The sequence below is a fragment of the Affinundibacterium nitidum genome, assembly GCF_014284155.1.
GTDB classification, from domain to species: Bacteria; Pseudomonadota; Gammaproteobacteria; order Burkholderiales; family Burkholderiaceae_D; genus Undibacterium; species Undibacterium nitidum.
In genome coordinates this window covers 1-16,604 of the sequence record NZ_JACOFZ010000013.1, presented here as the reverse complement: position 1 = coordinate 16,604, position 16,604 = coordinate 1, and the positions used below count along the sequence as shown (strand labels likewise).

13 protein-coding genes are annotated in these 16,604 nt (G+C 47.4%); 5 read left to right on the top strand and 8 right to left on the bottom strand.

Going from position 1 to position 16,604, the window contains the following annotated elements; all coding sequences use genetic code 11:
- Positions 1-15 precede the first annotated feature (15 nt).
- The 3 genes from H8K36_RS18200 to H8K36_RS18190 all read right to left on the bottom strand — a co-directional run bounded on the left by H8K36_RS18200 (position 16) and on the right by H8K36_RS18190 (position 2,503).
- The gene (locus tag H8K36_RS18200) at positions 16-819 is read right to left on the bottom strand and encodes a hypothetical protein (protein WP_186917951.1); all 804 of its coding nucleotides are present in this window, start codon (positions 817-819) and stop codon (positions 16-18) included.
- Positions 820-826: 7 nt separating this feature from the next.
- Entirely contained in the window at positions 827-1,402 is a 576-nt protein-coding gene (locus H8K36_RS18195) for a Pvc16 family protein (protein ID WP_186917950.1), read from the bottom strand.
- 504 nt (positions 1,403-1,906) lie between these two features.
- Positions 1,907-2,503 (bottom strand): class I SAM-dependent methyltransferase, encoded by a 597-nt coding sequence (locus H8K36_RS18190; protein ID WP_186917949.1) that lies wholly within the window; start codon positions 2,501-2,503, stop codon positions 1,907-1,909.
- A 334-nt stretch (positions 2,504-2,837) separates the two neighbouring features.
- Between H8K36_RS18190 and H8K36_RS18185 the strand changes: the two genes are divergently transcribed.
- Together H8K36_RS18185 and H8K36_RS18180 are read left to right on the top strand one after the other, a co-directional pair.
- The gene (locus H8K36_RS18185) at positions 2,838-3,584 is read left to right on the top strand and encodes a substrate-binding periplasmic protein (RefSeq protein WP_186917948.1); all 747 of its coding nucleotides are present in this window, start codon (positions 2,838-2,840) and stop codon (positions 3,582-3,584) included.
- 84 nt (positions 3,585-3,668) lie between these two features.
- A complete protein-coding gene (locus H8K36_RS18180; RefSeq protein ID WP_186917947.1) occupies positions 3,669-5,699 on the top strand; it encodes a UvrD-helicase domain-containing protein in 2,031 nt (676 codons plus the stop codon).
- Between the two features lie 4 nt (positions 5,700-5,703).
- On the opposite strand, the gene H8K36_RS18175 is transcribed toward H8K36_RS18180, so the two are convergent.
- The 3 genes from H8K36_RS18175 to H8K36_RS18165 are packed head-to-tail and all read right to left on the bottom strand — an operon-like array spanning position 5,704 to position 9,279.
- Complete coding sequence (locus tag H8K36_RS18175) at positions 5,704-7,077, bottom strand: DUF6624 domain-containing protein (RefSeq protein WP_186917946.1); 1,374 nt, start codon at positions 7,075-7,077, stop codon at positions 5,704-5,706.
- A gap of 30 nt (positions 7,078-7,107) precedes the next feature.
- The gene (locus tag H8K36_RS18170) at positions 7,108-8,466 is read right to left on the bottom strand and encodes an MATE family efflux transporter (protein WP_186917945.1); all 1,359 of its coding nucleotides are present in this window, start codon (positions 8,464-8,466) and stop codon (positions 7,108-7,110) included.
- A gap of 45 nt (positions 8,467-8,511) precedes the next feature.
- The gene (locus tag H8K36_RS18165; protein WP_186917944.1) at positions 8,512-9,279 is read right to left on the bottom strand and encodes a substrate-binding periplasmic protein; all 768 of its coding nucleotides are present in this window, start codon (positions 9,277-9,279) and stop codon (positions 8,512-8,514) included.
- 278 nt (positions 9,280-9,557) lie between these two features.
- On the opposite strand from H8K36_RS18165, the gene H8K36_RS18160 reads away from it, so the two are divergent.
- Together H8K36_RS18160 and H8K36_RS18155 are read left to right on the top strand one after the other, a co-directional pair.
- The gene (locus H8K36_RS18160; protein ID WP_230404809.1) at positions 9,558-12,059 is read left to right on the top strand and encodes a zinc-dependent metalloprotease; all 2,502 of its coding nucleotides are present in this window, start codon (positions 9,558-9,560) and stop codon (positions 12,057-12,059) included.
- Between the two features lie 103 nt (positions 12,060-12,162).
- Positions 12,163-12,564, top strand: a complete 402-nt coding sequence (locus H8K36_RS18155; protein WP_186917943.1) for a BLUF domain-containing protein — start codon at positions 12,163-12,165, stop codon at positions 12,562-12,564.
- 29 nt (positions 12,565-12,593) lie between these two features.
- On the opposite strand, the gene H8K36_RS18150 is transcribed toward H8K36_RS18155, so the two are convergent.
- Positions 12,594-13,244 (bottom strand): hypothetical protein, encoded by a 651-nt coding sequence (locus H8K36_RS18150; protein ID WP_186917942.1) that lies wholly within the window; start codon positions 13,242-13,244, stop codon positions 12,594-12,596.
- 221 nt (positions 13,245-13,465) lie between these two features.
- Here H8K36_RS18150 and H8K36_RS18145 point away from each other — a divergent pair, with 221 nt between their 5' ends.
- Complete coding sequence (locus H8K36_RS18145; protein WP_186917941.1) at positions 13,466-15,499, top strand: NADPH-dependent 2,4-dienoyl-CoA reductase; 2,034 nt, start codon at positions 13,466-13,468, stop codon at positions 15,497-15,499.
- Positions 15,500-15,562: 63 nt separating this feature from the next.
- Here H8K36_RS18145 and H8K36_RS18140 read toward each other — a convergent pair whose 3' ends face one another.
- The gene (locus H8K36_RS18140) at positions 15,563-16,486 is read right to left on the bottom strand and encodes an AraC family transcriptional regulator (RefSeq protein WP_222611275.1); all 924 of its coding nucleotides are present in this window, start codon (positions 16,484-16,486) and stop codon (positions 15,563-15,565) included.
- Between the last annotated feature and the right edge of the window lie 118 nt (positions 16,487-16,604).

The following is a 16,604-nucleotide window of genomic DNA, read 5'->3' as shown; positions in this document are numbered from 1 at the left end:
GTGTTCCTTTGAAAATTATTGATGAATATAAATTTCCGCAACGACCAGTGACTGCCCGTCCGGACCCTTCTCTTTGCCAATTTTGTCAATGCTAGCGTTTGGCAACCGCCTCATTAAAACTCTGCCATTGGCATCCTCTTCACGCAGCTGAAAGCGTTGTGGCGGTATGCTTCTCATTGGTAGCTTTACCTCTGAAACAAAAGCAAGGCTGTTCTCAATTACGACCTGTCGACTCGGAATAAAACGATAATCCGATTCTGAGTTTGCATCGAGATCAACAATTTCTAACTTCTTCTTTGCTAACGCACCAGAAAAGTAATATTTCCAATGCATATGCTTACTGCGCAACTGAATCTGATATTTCTTTACATCTCCAACAGTGCTCGGTGTCAGCGCGTGTGGTAGCTTTACCGAGAACAAAATCGGGCGACGCTGACGTTCAAAACTACTTAAACCGAAGTCTTCGGTTTCTGCGCTTTTGGCGACGAAACTGGAAATAGTTTGCTCTGCATTTTGTTGCACAAGCTGATAACAAATCGGTTTAGCGATATCCCAAGCGGTGTAGGTGTCGATGTTTGGATCTGACGAACTGACCAGAAATTCAAAGTCAAATACTTCGCTTGTATCACGCCATTCGAGTTGTTCTTGCCACACTTCAATGCCACCCGTTACAGTGCGTACCAGTAAACTCTCTTTCTCCATCTTCGCGGCGCAAGCTTTACTCGCTTCTATTTGAGGCGTGAAGACCTGCGCATTTTCTCCATCACCAAAAAATTCGTGATCGATATGAAGTGCAAACAGTGGCAAGTATCGTGCCATTGATCAGCTACCGCCCAAGACCTTGTTCCGGTGCCGAGATCATTGGGGCTTGACCCACAATTGCTCTCGCATCGACGGTAATCATTCGGACCTTGTAGTAAGCCGAAGGTAGATATTTGCCCCCCATTAAGCTCCACAAATTATTCAAATCAGGAATATTCAGGTTCTCCATATCCAAAATGAGCTTATCTATTTTTGGGTCTAAGCCGGGGCTACTTTGTCGATCAAAGACTGGTTGCTGTTGAAAGAAACTGATCGCCTGTGACAATGTGCGAAGGGCACCGGGGTAGTTGTCCGCACCGAAATTGGCGGACAACATTACGTATAGATTCAGGAATAAGGGGCTACTTTGAACGAGGAAAGCATCACTGACGTTGCGGCGACCGTTGCCAGGTCTGTGGGGCATCGTATCTTTTTCGATGTTGACCAGAGTTAGAACAAGTTTGTTATTGGCATTCGGGGCTGGCGTACCATCAAGCTCGACCAAATTAGAAACCACCGCCACATCTTCAACCAAATGGAAGTTGTTCCTGAATTGCTGGTTAAGCTGGTTTGCAAGATGGCTGATGGCCGCGTTGATCACTATTCACCCCGAGTAAATTTCTACAGCTTGTACGATTGGAATACCAGTAGAACGATTTTTTACTGTTTTTATCTAGTGATAAGTACTATTGAAATTAGTTTACTACATTAGCAAGTAAGTTAAGTTATAAACAAATTTTACTTTGGTCGATTTGCAACAGGCTGATGATATGCCTTTTCTATGTGCTCTTAATGTGTTAAAGATCCTATAGAAAAATTTAACATTGCTAGTAACAGCATGCATCTACTGTTTAAATATATTCAAAGTACACGAAATTCACATTTTTACATGTAAATGGTGTTTTTTATATGTAAGCTTCAACTTATGAAAGACAGTGAACGCTATGCTTTATTTAAGTGGAGTCATGTGACCAGGTGATGACCTCATAGCACTGAGCCTATCCGCAAAGAGGGAAAATTCAGTTAATACCACTTAACGATATGAATGACGAATGTGGGTGGCGTAGATTGAAGCGCGGGAGAGTCTTCTAAAGGCGCACGCGGTCTATTTCCGCATGTAGATGGTGAAGTCGTCGGGCAGGTAGTCGTGACGGATTTCTGCATGCGGGTCGAGCTGCTTTGCAAAATCCAGCACTTGCTCAGGCATATATCCCGTCAGCAGCGATGTGGGCCTAAAAGAGTTCGCATCCAATAAATTGAAAATCACGCCTTTATTGGCGATCTCCCACATTCGAGTGATGCTCTGCCATGGATGAAGTTGGTTCTCACTTCTATAGTTGAGACTACCGGAGGCAATGACAAAATCGACCTCAGGCAAGCCTGCGGTCAGAAAATCACTCTGAAAGAACTGGGTATTGGGTAAGTGCCCGTAAGTCTGCGTTGCTGCTTCAATAAATTCTTTTAGAAAGTCGACCCCGAGATAGATAGTGTCGCTGAAGTGATCGCATAAAAATGGTCGTAAATCGCCATAGCCGCAACCGAGATCGAGAATACTGCTGTTGCTAAGATCTCCCCAATATAGGAGCGCTTCAAAACGTAGTTTTTGACTAGACTCATCGCGATAGCCCAAGGCTTGTGTAGTGGATCCCTGTAAGCGTTGGCGGTGGAAGCTTTGAACGCTCGCTTTTTCGATCAGATTCATGTGGGCAGCCATAGGTTTTAAGATGAACTTATGCTAACAGTGTTAAGCGCAGATGCAAAGCCTGTCTTATTTGGCCGTTCGATTCCCGATCTTTAAAACCTTAAGCGTTGGATATTCATCCGAAAACTCGGATAGTGTTTGATCGGTAGCGCCAATTCGGGAATACTGTAGCTCTATGATCAATGGGCAATAGTGTCGCGATAGAGACGGCGACCTCTGCGAGCCTATTTTTAAAAGGTAAGGCGTGGGTTCGATTCTCGGGAAATTTCTAACAATTTGCGTGTTGTTATGCGCGGTTTTGTTGCCCGTAAAAGCGCAGTCGATCGACAAAAACATGTGTCCCCGCCAGCCCATCCGTTTTGCCCACTACGAGATGGGAACGCTCTATGTCAAAGGTAGTGGGGGAATTGATGAGGATCTCCTCCAAGAGTTGATTAAGCGAAGTGGCTGCACATTTACTGTGTCGATCTTGCCTCGGGCCCGAAGTTGGTACGAACTAGAAGAAGGTAGTATCGATATGCTGGCCTCTGGGGTGCAGACAAATGACCGCGATAAATATGCGTGGTTTGCGCCCTACCTTCAAGACAAAAAATATGTGCTGTTGGGGCCAAAAGTGCCACCTGCTATCACCACAATGGAGCAATTTATTGCAGACGAAAAGTTGATGATAGGCGGTGTTCGATCGTTCAAATACAGTCCTCTGTACGATGCCTGGAGTGAGCGCTTGGTCGCCACTGGAAGGCTAGAACAAGTGGGTGATATTGATACTCTATATCGCATGTTTGCACATGGCCGTTTCGATGCCACTATCGCCTCACCGCTAGCCTATCGATATTATCTCGAACGTTATCCACCTCATGGTCGGATACGTTTTATGGATTGGGATCCCGGCAGTAAATCGGTGTCTTCGCTTGCTCTCTCGAAGAAAGCTTTCTCGGCGAAGCAAGCAAGACAATGGCAAGCACTGATACGTGCAATGTTGAGTGATGGGACTATCCTGCACATATTAAGCCAACGCTTTTCAAATGAAGAGGCGAAAGCATTACTATTTACCATCCCTGCTAAGAACACTCGTCCCTGAGCATTTGGTTTTCGCTTGATTTTGTGTCGCGATAGCCCTAGCAGACAGAGTACAATACGAGCTTAACTTGTTTTGGTAGTTTTCATGTCTCACGGCCTCAATCAACCCCAACGCGATGCAGTCAATTATATGGATGGTCCATGCCTAGTTTTGGCAGGAGCCGGTTCAGGTAAAACCCGCGTTATCACTCAAAAAATCGCAAATCTGATTGAGATCCACGGCTATGATGCTAAACACATCGCGGCGCTGACCTTTACCAACAAGGCAGCGTTAGAGATGCAAGAACGGATTGCTAAACTCTTACGTGAGCCGAAACAAGCAAAGCAACTGACGGTTTCTACTTTCCATTCTTTGGGTGTAAAAATTCTACGGCAAGAGGCTCGTGCCCTCGGTTTGAAAGACCGCTTTTCCATTATGGACAGCGATGACTGTTTTTCGTTAGTGCAAGACTTGGCAATCACTACCGACAAACAGTTGATTCGTCGGATTCAAACCGCGATGTCGCTGTGGAAAAATGGTTTGGTCGACCCTGAACAAGCATTGGCGCAAGCGCAAGATGAAGAAGAGGCCCAAGCGGCACGTATTTATCGCAGCTACGTGGCGACGCTGTCTGCTTATCAAGCGGTCGACTTTGATGATCTGATTCGTTTACCAGTGGAACTGTTCCGTCACAATGAGGAAGTGCGCGATAAGTGGCAGCGTCGATTGCGTTACCTCTTAGTCGATGAGTATCAAGACACGAATACTTGCCAATACGAATTGGTGAAATTGTTAGTGTCTGGCATTGGCAAAAAACCGATGTTCACCGCGGTGGGTGACGATGATCAAGCGATTTACGCTTGGCGTGGTGCGACCATCGAAAATTTGAAAACCTTGCAGGTTGATTTTCCCAATTTACGCGTAATTAAGCTCGAACAAAACTATCGTTCCAGCACCCGTATTTTGCAGGCAGCTAACTCAGTCATTGGCAATAACCCTAAGCTATTCGAAAAATCTTTGTGGTCCGAACATGGCTTGGGTGACCCCGTCAAAGTGTTGGGTATGCAAGATGATGAGCAAGAGGCTGCACAAGTCGCGATTATGATTTCAGCGCACCGATTTGAGCGACGTGCAAACTGGTCAGACTATGCGATTTTGTATCGAGGGAATCATCAGGCACGGATTATTGAACAATCCTTGCGCAAGGAGCGCATTCCTTACACGATTTCCGGTGGCCAGAGTTTTTTTGATAAAGCCGAGATTAAGGACATCATTGCTTACCTGCGTTTGATTGCGAATGAGGAAGACGATCCGGCTTTCATTCGTGCCGTGACCACGCCGCGTCGAGGCGTTGGGCAAGCAACGCTAGAAGCGCTTGGTTCCTTTGCAGGTAAATGGCAGTGTTCACTGTTCGAGGCAGTGTTCAAGGGTGGGATCGAAGCGATTCTCACCGATAGACAACTACGACCTCTGCGCGAATTCTGTACCTTCATTAATAATGTGGAAGCACATGCCCATCGTGAAGGGCACGCAGAAATATTGCTGGCTGAGTTGATGAAAGAAATCAATTACGAAAGTTATCTCTACGATAGCTTCGATGACAAGGCCGCCCAAGCGAAATGGCAAAACGTACTCGATTTTACGCAATGGCTGTCGCAAAAAGGCAGTGGCGGTAAAGATGGTACTGACGATCATCGCAGTCTGCTCGACCTCACACAAATGGTTGCGCTCATGACCATGATGGAAGGCAAAGATGAAGATCCCGATGCCGTGCGTATGTCGACCTTACATGCGTCGAAAGGATTGGAATACCCGCACGTATTTTTGGTTGGTGTTGAAGAAGGGATCTTGCCGCATAAAGGTGACCCCGATGCGCCTGTCGAAACCATAGCTGCGCGTATCGAAGAAGAGCGTCGTTTGATGTATGTCGGCATTACGCGTGCCCAGCGTAGTTTGCATGTGACTTGGTGCAAGAAACGCAAACGTGCTGGCGAATCGATTCACTGCGATCCTTCACGCTTTATCAAAGAAATGAAACTCGATGAAGGTGATGCACCACCGAAAGAAGATGAGGTGATTACGCCGAAAAATCGATTAGCGAGTTTGAAGGCTTTGTTGAGTCGCAGTAAGGAATAGAATCCTATTTTTTCCAGGCATACACATGCCGCACAAAATAGTCTTCACTACCGACTAATTTGACTTCTTTTTTACGATCAAAACTGTCCGCAGTGATCGTATAGGTGAATCTAAACTGCGCTGGACGACGATCGTCTTCGCCAGGCATCGTCGTCACAATTCTTAAGGCGCCATTGGGCCGTAATTCGCGCGAGATTACTTCTTCTTGGCCGAGCTTCTTTCCGTCTTCTGATAGGCGAATACCATCTTTGGCGTTGGCGTGTGGTTCATCGTCGTAGCCATAACTCCATAGCCAAGTTGAGGCCTCTTGTTCAGATTTGCTGACGCGTAAATTTGAGGGGATATCGACCCAAACGTTTTTACCATAGTCGAGATAGCTTAGCTGTCCGCGCCATAACACATCGCTAATGCGGGCTAAGTCTTCGACACGCACGCGTTGCTCTGCCTCGTATTTTTCCAGTTGTTTTTTGTAGTTCGCTAAATCCCAATCAAGCTTCCAAATTTTCACGTATTCTGCAATCGGCGGCAGCCCCATACTAGCGCGCCGTTCATCGAGGTGATCGGGGTCGGCGATAGGGAATAATTCCATTTGGTCATTCACGCGACGCAGTTGGCTACCATATAACTGCTTATCGCCTGCCTCAGTGGCCATTCGATCTTCCATTAAAGCCAACGAAGCTGCATCGGCTTTTTTGGCCTTCACCGCGGCGCGCAACAAGCTGACATACTTGAGGCGCATCTCTGGCCTTGCGTGCTGGACGACTAAAAATAAAGTTTGGCTCGCTTTCGGTCCGACTTGATCTGACCCCAGCCAACCATTTTCAGATATGATTGATTCCACCTGCTTGAGATTGTGCTCATCTTTGTCGTCGATTTGTTGCCAGAGCGCCTTCACTTCTGCGGAATCTGCCCCCAACTTCTGTTCCATCGCGATCAACTTCTTACGTAGATCTTGGTCTTCGCTATAGATTTTCTCGAGTTGTGCTTTGAGCTTGTGATCGTAGTTTTTCTCTTGCGCTACGAGTTTGCTCTTGAGGGTTTTGAGGGTAGGGGCCCAACGCTTGTCTTTATGCAGCGAGATGAGGTCGCTGTCGGTGGTTAAATGATCCAGGTTAAACCAGCCCTGCGCAATACTTTGCTCTAGCCATTTAAACGCACTGTCTTTGTCGCCAGTCAAAGCGGCGACGCAAGCGGCATCATATAGGTCGGCGTAGCTGCCTAGTTTCAGGGAGAACGCCTGTTTAAACTGGGCGGTGGCAGTTTTGTAGTCTTTGTTATTGAGCGCGCTGCGTGCTTGCAATAGGTAGTCACTATAACTTTGCGCCTGCGTGGTGGAAAATGCGAGAGCGATTGATGCAGCAAGTATCCATTTTTTCATGTGCGACCTTAGCGAATGAAAGTGTGAAAATTAGTGATGCTGATGTTGTTCGATACGATGTAAGACGCGGAAACACAACCAAACGCCTAAGACCCCGAAAAATACCACGCCCAATCCATAACCCGCCATCACGCCGCGAGCGCCGAACCACAGACCACCAAAATAGACGAATGGAATCACGCCTATGGTTGAACGCCCCCAATTGAGAACGGTCGAATATAAGGGATAACCGAGATTGTTGAACGCCGCATTGGCGACAAACAAACTGCCGTTAAAGAGGAAGCTGCCAGCGACAAACATGCAAAAGAAAACGATGACATCCTCCGCCATGCCAGTTGCATCGAAAGCGCGGGCGATGAGGTGGCTAAAGATGGCCAATAAGATCCATACGATGCTGACGTAAATCAAAGTGAATTTGAGGCTATCACGCATGGTGGAACGCAAGCGATCAAATCGTTTGGCACCAAGGTTTTGTCCAAGAATCGGACCTATTGCGCCAGATAAAGCAAACAAGCCCGCAAAAGCCATCGGAATTAAGCGAGAGACGACAGCCCAACCAGCGACCGCTTGATCACCATAGGCGGCGATCGCGGTCGTCACTGCTGCGTTACCGACGGGGGTGGCGACATTGGTCAAAATGGCGGGAATTCCTATGCTCGCAAAAGCCTTCGCGCCGCGTTGGAAGACTTCTTTGCTTGGCTTGGCGTAGAGTTGATGAACCTTGAGCACACCATAAAAGCCCACGCCCGCCAACACGATACGTGCGCAAATATTGGCGTAAGCCGCACCGTCTAGCCCTAAACCAAAGACGAAAATAAACAGTGGATCAAGAATTGCCGTCGCAGCGGCAGCGCCGAGTGTGACAAACATTGCACGTTTGCCGTCACCGACTGAGCGCAGCAGTGCACTGAGTGCCATGCCGAAGGCGAGTAAAGGAATGGATGGGAGTACAAGACGGCAGAAACGTGCCGCGAGCCGAGCGGTTTCTCCTTGCGCCCCGAGCACTTGTAACAACAGGTCGAGCGCCGGATAAGTTAAGGACACCATAACGAGGCTGATGCCCGCAATCAGATACATGGAGCTTGCTGCAAATTGTCTGGCTAAAGGAAAGTCTCCACTCCCGATCGCGCGAGAAACTGTCGCCGTCACAGCAATGGACAATCCAATTGATACTGAAGTGTGGAAGAATAATAAAGTACTAGCATAGCCTACGGCAGCCGCTAATTCATGGTGTCCTAGCTGTGAAATATAGAGCAGGTTTAATACGTCGACCAAAAATACTGCGATGAGCCCGACGGACCCAGTCGCTGTCATGTTAATCACATGACGCATGGTAGAACCTTCGACAAATTTTCCTTGGAGTGTTTTGACTTGAGCAGCTGTGGCCATTGAATTAGACGTGTGATTTAGAGCGGGTGTAAATGCCGTAGTGTATCAGTTTGGGATCATTAAAGTTGGCAGGCTGCCGTCTTTTCGGCCTTTCAAAATGGCAGCACTAATGCGTTGCAGAATTTGGTTTTTATTCGGGTCTATTTTCATAGCAAAATGATTGGTCAAAATTGACACAGGTTTGCTTTGGACGCAAAACACGGGAGTCTCTCTATCCTTTTTGATATCGAAGTTATGGTTGATCGTTTCTTCGATTTCTTTGGCATTGCTAATTCCTCCATACCAAATCAGGCCGTCGACCCGCTTGAGTGCCAGTTTTTGCAGTCGAGCTATGCCAGCACCTGTATCGTGCTCCACTCTGAATAATTGATTCGCTTGACCATCAAAGTCTTCGCCCACACTGGTGCCGGAAACAATTCCTATGGTTTGACCTTTAAGATCTTCAAGTTTTTCGAATTTGAAGCGACGATCACATAAGGTCACTAACCAATTGCCATTGCCGTTGATGGGTTCAGAAAAGGCAAATTTCATACTTTTTTCTTTCGTGACCGACATCCCCATTAATATGCCGTCACCGTTCAATGCATTTTCGATAGCGCGTTTCCATGGTACTCGGCGTAGATCAAATTGAATATGAAGTTGTTTTTCTAAGTAGTCGAGTAAGTGTAAGTTAGGCTTAGATAGCGGAACTTCTTTTCCGATGGCATCAAACTCAGCTATCGTATAAAGGCGAACACGCTCTCTTTCCTGCGCTTGGACTTGAGGTATAAGACAAAGTACAGAAAGCAATACGAAAAGATGAGTTGACTTCATAGCAAACCTGTCTTTGATGAAGGAATTTGTTACCTAGAATGGTTTGTAACATCTTTCTACGATTTCAAACTTGGAGAGCATATCAGTTGGATTTCGCAACTGCTGTCTCAGGATGGCGAAAAAGCCTGTTCAAAGTCCATATCCTGTGCGATCCTGACTTTGTTGATTATTCAAGCAACTTTTTTCTGAGAATCAGCGTCATAGTCAGTCTAGTCAAGTTGACGAGAAATGCTAGCTTGTCACACAAAAAGTCACATTCAAGACGGAAGGAAATGAAGATGCGTGCAGCACCGAATTTGGTATTAAAACGAATAGTTCAAACCCTGGTTGTTGGTTTTATGTCGAGTGTCGCAGTGACTGCCAATGCACAGTCTGCCAGCGGGCAAGTCTCTGCACCTGCCGCCTCCATGGCACTTCCAAGTTTTGCTTCGCAGTTAGCGGGTTTTAAAAAGAACCCAGGCTTTTTTGATGTCTACACGCATCATGACCACGGAAAACTATATTTGGCTGTGCCGGAACAGCAAGGCGCCTTCATTCTATTTTCTTCTTTGCCACAAGCCCTGGGTTCCAATGATATTGGTCTCGATCGTGGACAAGCAGGCGCGAGCAAGCTGGTCCATTTTGAGCGGCACGGTAAGCGCTTGTTTTTGATCCAAGAAAACACCAGATTTATCGCCACTTCCGATAGCACAGATGAGTCTGCTTCGGTGCGTGAAGCCTTCGCTGGTGCAGTGTTATGGGCGGGAGATATTCTCGCGACTGAAAATCAGCAATTCTTGGTCGATTTCTCCTCATTTCTCTTGAGCGATCGTCATGGTGTGATTGATAGTCTAAGTCGCAGCCGTCAGGGAAACTACACGGTCGATGAAAAGCGCAGTGCAGTGTTAACGCAGCAAGCAAAAAGCTTCCCTGATAACACCGAACTAGAAGCGATGCTCAATTTTGCGGGATCAGGAGAGGGGCAATTTGTGCGCCAAGTTGCCGCCGACCCCAAGAGTTTGCGTATGCACCAGCACATCAGCATGGTGCGTCTGCCTCAGCATTATCAAACACGCACCTATCATCCATTTTCCGGTGGTTTCGATAATGAGGTAATGGATTTTGGTACGCCTTTGGCTGATAGCATTGTCACTCGCCTACAGGTAAGACATCGGCTAGAGAAGGTAGATCCGAATGCTGCTGTGAGTGCGGTGAAGAAACCAATTGTGTATTACTTGGATCGTGGCACACCAGAGCCAGTGCGCTCTGCTTTGCTGGATGGCGCGCGATGGTGGAGTAGTGCATTTGAAAAGGCCGGTTTCAAAGATGCCTATCGCGTGGAGCTTTTGCCGGAAGGGGTTGACCCTATGGACGTACGATACAACACCATTATGTGGGTGCATCGTGCAACGCGTGGCTGGTCCTATGGTAATGCGATTACCGATCCACGTACGGGTGAAATTATCAAAGGTACTGTGACGCTGGGTTCCCAACGAGTGCGACAGGATATTTTGATTGCTGAAAGTTTGTTGGCACCCTATGGAAAAATGAGTGCAGCTGACAAGAAAAAAGCAGCAGAACAAATGGCCTTGGCACGCTTACGTCAGTTAGCCGCCCATGAAGTGGGGCACACCCTAGGAATCGCCCATAATTTCGCACCTAGCCGTTTGGGAAATGGTTCGGTCATGGATTATCCACATCCCATGTTGAGCCTGAATGCGAAAGGCGAGCCGCAAGTCAATGACGCCTATGGTGTCGGAGTCGGGCCGTGGGATGATTTTGTGATTCAACATCTGTACGGTACTTTCCCTGGCCAAGACGAACAACAGGCCCTCGCTCAGTTGCGCATCAAAGCAAAAGCAGCGGGTTTGCAATATGTGGGAGACGCTGATTCACGTCCAGTGGCGTCAATGCATCCCAATGGTTTGTTATGGGATTACGGCGCTGATTCATTGAAAACTTTCGATCAATTGATGGCAATCCGCCGTTATGCCTTAGACCATTTTTCTTTAGCTGCTTTACCAGCGCAACGTCAGTTAGGTGAATTGGAGGCACGTTTGGTGCCCGTCTACTTACTACATCGTTATCAAACAGAAGCAGTGGCGCGTTTGATCGGCGGCGGTGAATATGAATATGGCCTCGCGCAAGATGCGAATGAAGGCCGCGTACAGCCAGGTATCAAGACCGTGCCTGCTCAAACGCAACGAGCGGCCTTACAAAAGTTGTTGAGTAGTGTACGTGCTGAACAACTCGCTTTGCCAGCAAGTCTGATCGACGCCCTTACTCCACAGAGCGAAGGTTATGAACGCACGCCAGAATATTTTAGTAGTCGTATGAGCGTTGCCTTTGATGCATTCTCTGCAGTTGAAGCAGCTGCAGCGCAGACTAGTTTGTTTCTGTTTGATGCCGCGCGGTTTAATCGCTTGGCATGGCAACAAGCGCGTGAGCCGCAGCAATTGAGTGTAGAGGAAGTTCTTCAACAAAGTTTTGCAAATACTTGGAAACGCGACGCTATTGCCAGCAAAGTTCTAGCCGGTGAGGCCGTTCAGCTTGCAGCGAACTGGGTGGTGCTGGATGCGACCTTATCAATGCTTGATAGTGGTCGTTTGCATCCACAGGTGCAAGCGCAGGTCCGTCAGCAGTTACAAGAGCTCGCTATTTGGTTACAGAAAAATCCAAGCAAGGGCGCACAAGCAGGAAGTCGACAACAAGCGGCAGAACTCATTACGAGGTATCTACGTGATCCGAGTAGTGTGAAACTACGTGGATTGCCACCGATTCCGCCGGGTGCACCAATTTAAATGGACTTCGATGCAGCGCAAAGCCGCGCCAAATTTTTTTGATCCTGTCCAGATAAAGTTCTAGACTGTTGGAAGAGGTAACTGCCTACAAGGAGTGTGTGCGATGGGACTGCATCAATTAGTGTATATGAGTCAAATTACGACCGACGAATCAGTATTGAATTCCATTCATAGCCATGCGGTGCGCAACAATACTGCCCTTACTGTTACGGGAATGCTATTGTTCGCGCAGGGCAGATTTCTACAGGTATTGGAAGGTGAGCGCAAAGATGTTCATCATACTTACGAGAAAATCAGAGATGACTCGCGTCATGATCACGTCACACTGTTAGCCGATAAACCGATTCAGGAGCGTAGTTTTTCTCACTGGAATATGGGATTCAAACATTTGCAGGAGAGCGAAGCTGCGAAAAACCCTCGCTTCCAAAGCTACCTAACGCAGGATTTACAGCTTTGCCAAAAGGATCCAGATCTCGCGCTTGAGATCTTGCGTTTTTATGCATGAAGGCTATTTTTGCCGTCAGCATTCATCGCTTATGAAAAAAATGTGTCGTCGAATTTGGCTTGTACTGCGTGTAGTCCAGTATTGAGAATTGGCTTTTTAGTCTTTGTTCGAAATCCCATACAACGAAACGCTCTTGCTAACGAGAAGCGAAATCGGTTTTTTTGATATTGGGTATATTCTTGCAAGGCCTGTTGCATTGTGGGTTCCTGAAAGCTCTGCTCGCTTGCGAGCTCTTCTGGTATCGCGTCATGAATATAGTAAAGACTTGTGCTTTGATCCAACTTCGCACTGCTTAACGTTTCAGCAGCGGAGTTATATGGCAACACCACCGCTTGGAAAAAGTCAGAATAGAAGTAGCGTCTTACATTACCTAATCCAAAATCAATCAAAATGTTACCGTCGACGATACAAACGACATGGGTTGCAAGTTGGCCGGGTTTAGTGAATTGTTTGCCGCCCAAAAGGAAGCGTACTTCCGATCTTTCAACAATTGCATTGCAAGTCTTCAGTTCGACATTCACGCCTTGTGCCTGCAGAATGCGTTGAACTAAGGTGCTGATAAATAGGCAACAATTGCCATATTTTTTGATATGGCCGATATACTCTAAGTCGGCGAACAATTGCCTGAGAGAGTTTGATGTCTCTTGGTTATCAATTCCTAGAAATAAAGTGCGGTTCATAATTTTAAGCGAGCAGTCACAGTAGAAGTTCTTGCATACTTTAAAGTAGAGTAGTTTGCCGAGCGGCAAAAACCAAAGACATTTACATTTGTTACGAATTCGCCCAGTTTTTCTTACAAACATTTACGAGACAGTTTAGAGACTATCAACTAGTCAAAATTTCGCTATTTTGAGCAAGCTTGTGTATTCTTGCCTGATCTTGTTTTTTGAATAGGTTAGCTATGGCAAACGCGCATTTTCCTCATTTGCTTGAACCCTTGGATCTCGGTTTTACTCAATTACGCAATCGCGTGATGATGGGTTCTATGCACACGGGCTTAGAAGATCGTTTTTACAATTACGGTAAGCTCGCAGCCTATTTCAGAGAACGTGCACGTGGTGGTGTCGGCTTGATTGTCACTGGGGGTATTTCACCCAATCGCCGTGGTTGGTTGTTACCGTTTGGCGGCACCATGAATAGCTTGGGTGATATTTTTAATCACCGCAAAGTGACGCGTGCTGTGCATGAAGAAGGTGGCAAGATCGTGATGCAGATTTTGCATTCGGGCCGTTATGGTTATCAGCCCTTCATTGTTTCTGCCTCAGACAAGAAAGCACCGATTTCTAAATTTAAGCCTAAGGCACTGACGGAAGCCGGTATCGAGAGCACGATACGCGACTACGTTCGTTGTGCGCGCTTGGCACAAAAGTCGGGCTACGACGGTGTTGAAATCATGGGTAGCGAAGGTTACTTGTTGAATCAATTCTTATGCGTTCGTACCAATCATCGTACTGATCGTTGGGGTGGTTCAATCGAAAATCGTATGCGTTTGCCGGTTGAAATTGTGCGTCGTGTGCGTGCTGCGGTCGGTGAGAAATTCATTATCATGTATCGTCATTCGATCTTAGATTTGGTCGAAGGTGGCAATAGTTGGGAAGAAGTCGTCACCGTGGCGCAGGCCTTAGAAAAAGCCGGCGTGACTTTGTTCAACACCGGTATCGGTTGGCATGAAGCTCGCGTGCCGACGATTGTAACTTCTGTGCCGCGCGCAGCCTTTGCTAGTGTGTCAGGGCGTTTAAAAGAAGCAGTGTCGATTCCTGTGATCGCCTCGAATCGTATCAATATGCCGGCACAGGCAGAAGAAATTATCGCGAGTGGTGCGGCAGATATGGTGTCGATGGCACGTCCATTCTTAGCCGACCCTGAGTTTGTGAAGAAAGCGGCGGAGGGGCGTGTCGATGAGATCAATACCTGTATCGCTTGTAACCAGGCTTGTCTCGATCATACCTTCTCGAATCAACGCGCTAGCTGCTTGGTCAACCCACGTGCAGCACACGAAACCGAACTTCAATATGTCAAGAAGCCGATTGCTAAACGTGTTGCTGTTGTGGGAGCAGGTCCGGCAGGTCTCTCGGCTGCGACCGTTGCAGCAAGCTGCGGTCATGATGTGAGCTTGTTTGATAGTTCAGACACGATCGGTGGTCAATTCAAAATCGCGATGCAAATTCCAGGTAAGGAAGAATTCAAGGAAACCTTGCGCTATTTTGCTAAGCGCTTGGAAATTACCGGCGTCAAAGTCAATTTGAATCGTCGTGTTACGCGCGAAGAGTTAGTGGCTCAAGGCTTTGATCACATTATTATTGCCACTGGCATCACGCCAAGAACACCGCGCATCGAAGGTGTTGATCATCCTAAAGTGATGTCGTATCTCGATGTCTTATTGCACAAGAAGCCCGTCGGTAAAAAAGTCGCCATCATCGGCGCTGGCGGTATTGGTTTTGACGTGGCGGAATATCTTTTACATGATCCTGCAACTCCGTTGCCGATTTCCCTCAGCACTTGGTTAGGTGAGTGGGGTATTGATCTGCAAGCGAAACAAAATGGCGGTTTAGTCGCACCACATGTCGCCCCACCTCTGCGCGAGATCCACCTGTTGCAGCGTAAGACGAGCAAGGTTGGTGCTGGCTTGGGTAAGACTTCGGGTTGGGTGCATCGTGCGACTTTGCAACGTAATCAGGTCAAGATGCTAGCTGGTGTCGAGTACCAAAAAATCGACGATCAAGGTTTGCATATTGTGGTGGGCGGCCAAGCACAGGTATTGGAGGTCGATCAGGTGATCATGTGCGCGGGTCAAGAGTCTCTGACTGAATTGATGCCGCAACAAGTGAGCGAGTCTGGGCCAAAGTTCCACAAAATTGGTGGCGCTGCTTTAGCCTCAGAACTTGATGCTAAGCGTGCGATTAAAGAAGGCGCGGAATTAGCAGCTTCTTTGTAAAGATCGAATCTTCGGTTATCCATGTCAGCTCGCCTTTACGACGCTGACATGGCGTTCGCGCTTCTATTGAATTGGTAAGAAAATATCAGTTTCCAACGCATCCTCATGCACTTCAGGGAAGAAATTCCGACGCTGCAAAAATAGGGGGAAGTCGCGTAGCTCCTCTCCGCTTTGCGGTAGCCATTCTTCATACAATCGTCGTATCGACAGTTCGAGATTGTCGTCTGATCCATAATGCCGCATCACAGCACAACGACCTGCTGGGATGGTCTTCATGACGATGTTCTTCACCAAGCTCTGTTGTAGTTCAAGGTGATCACGACCGTCGATCGCTGTGGCGATGTCGAAGCGAAAATCCTTCACCGCGACAAGTTCAGGATGGTCATACAAAATATTGAAGGTTGCGTAGCATTGTGGTGAAAGCTTTTGACCACGACGCCATTCGATAAACTGCCGTATGGATTGTCCGATCAGAGCTGGATCACCTCGATGTTCAAAAGCAGCGATAGAGGTTTCGCCGAAATCAATGCAGCGGATTTCAGTCTTGGCGATTTCTTGTGGCGTAGGTGTCATGTGCTGATTCCTCAGGTTTTTCAGTGGCTGTTGGAAGTCATACCAATGCCGCCAATCTGGTGATTGACGGAAGGCAGACGGAGATTGACCAAGATGCCGCTTGAAGGCCCGTGCGAAGCTCTCAGGTTCGTCATAACCGTGGTCCAAAGCGACATCAATCACTTGAGTTTGAGGTCGATAAGCAAGACGGTAAGACGCACTTTTGAAGCGACACAACTGCACGTACTGAAACACACTGATATCAAATCGTGATGAAAATAATCGATGAAAGTGAAACGGTGATAGATGTGCCACCGCACTGAGGGTATCGACTGACAGATCTTCATCCAGATGCTGATCGATAAACTGCAAGACTGTACGCAATCGTTGTTCGATGGAACTCAAATTGTCGTCACGTTTGCTGTTGTTACTCAAGGGCTTCTCCTAGTCGGGTCGGTTGACCTGATACTCAGTGTAGAGATAGGCATGACAACTCGCCCGACAAAACTTGCGCATTGAATGTTGGGTTGATCAATGGATGCTGTCGATTGCG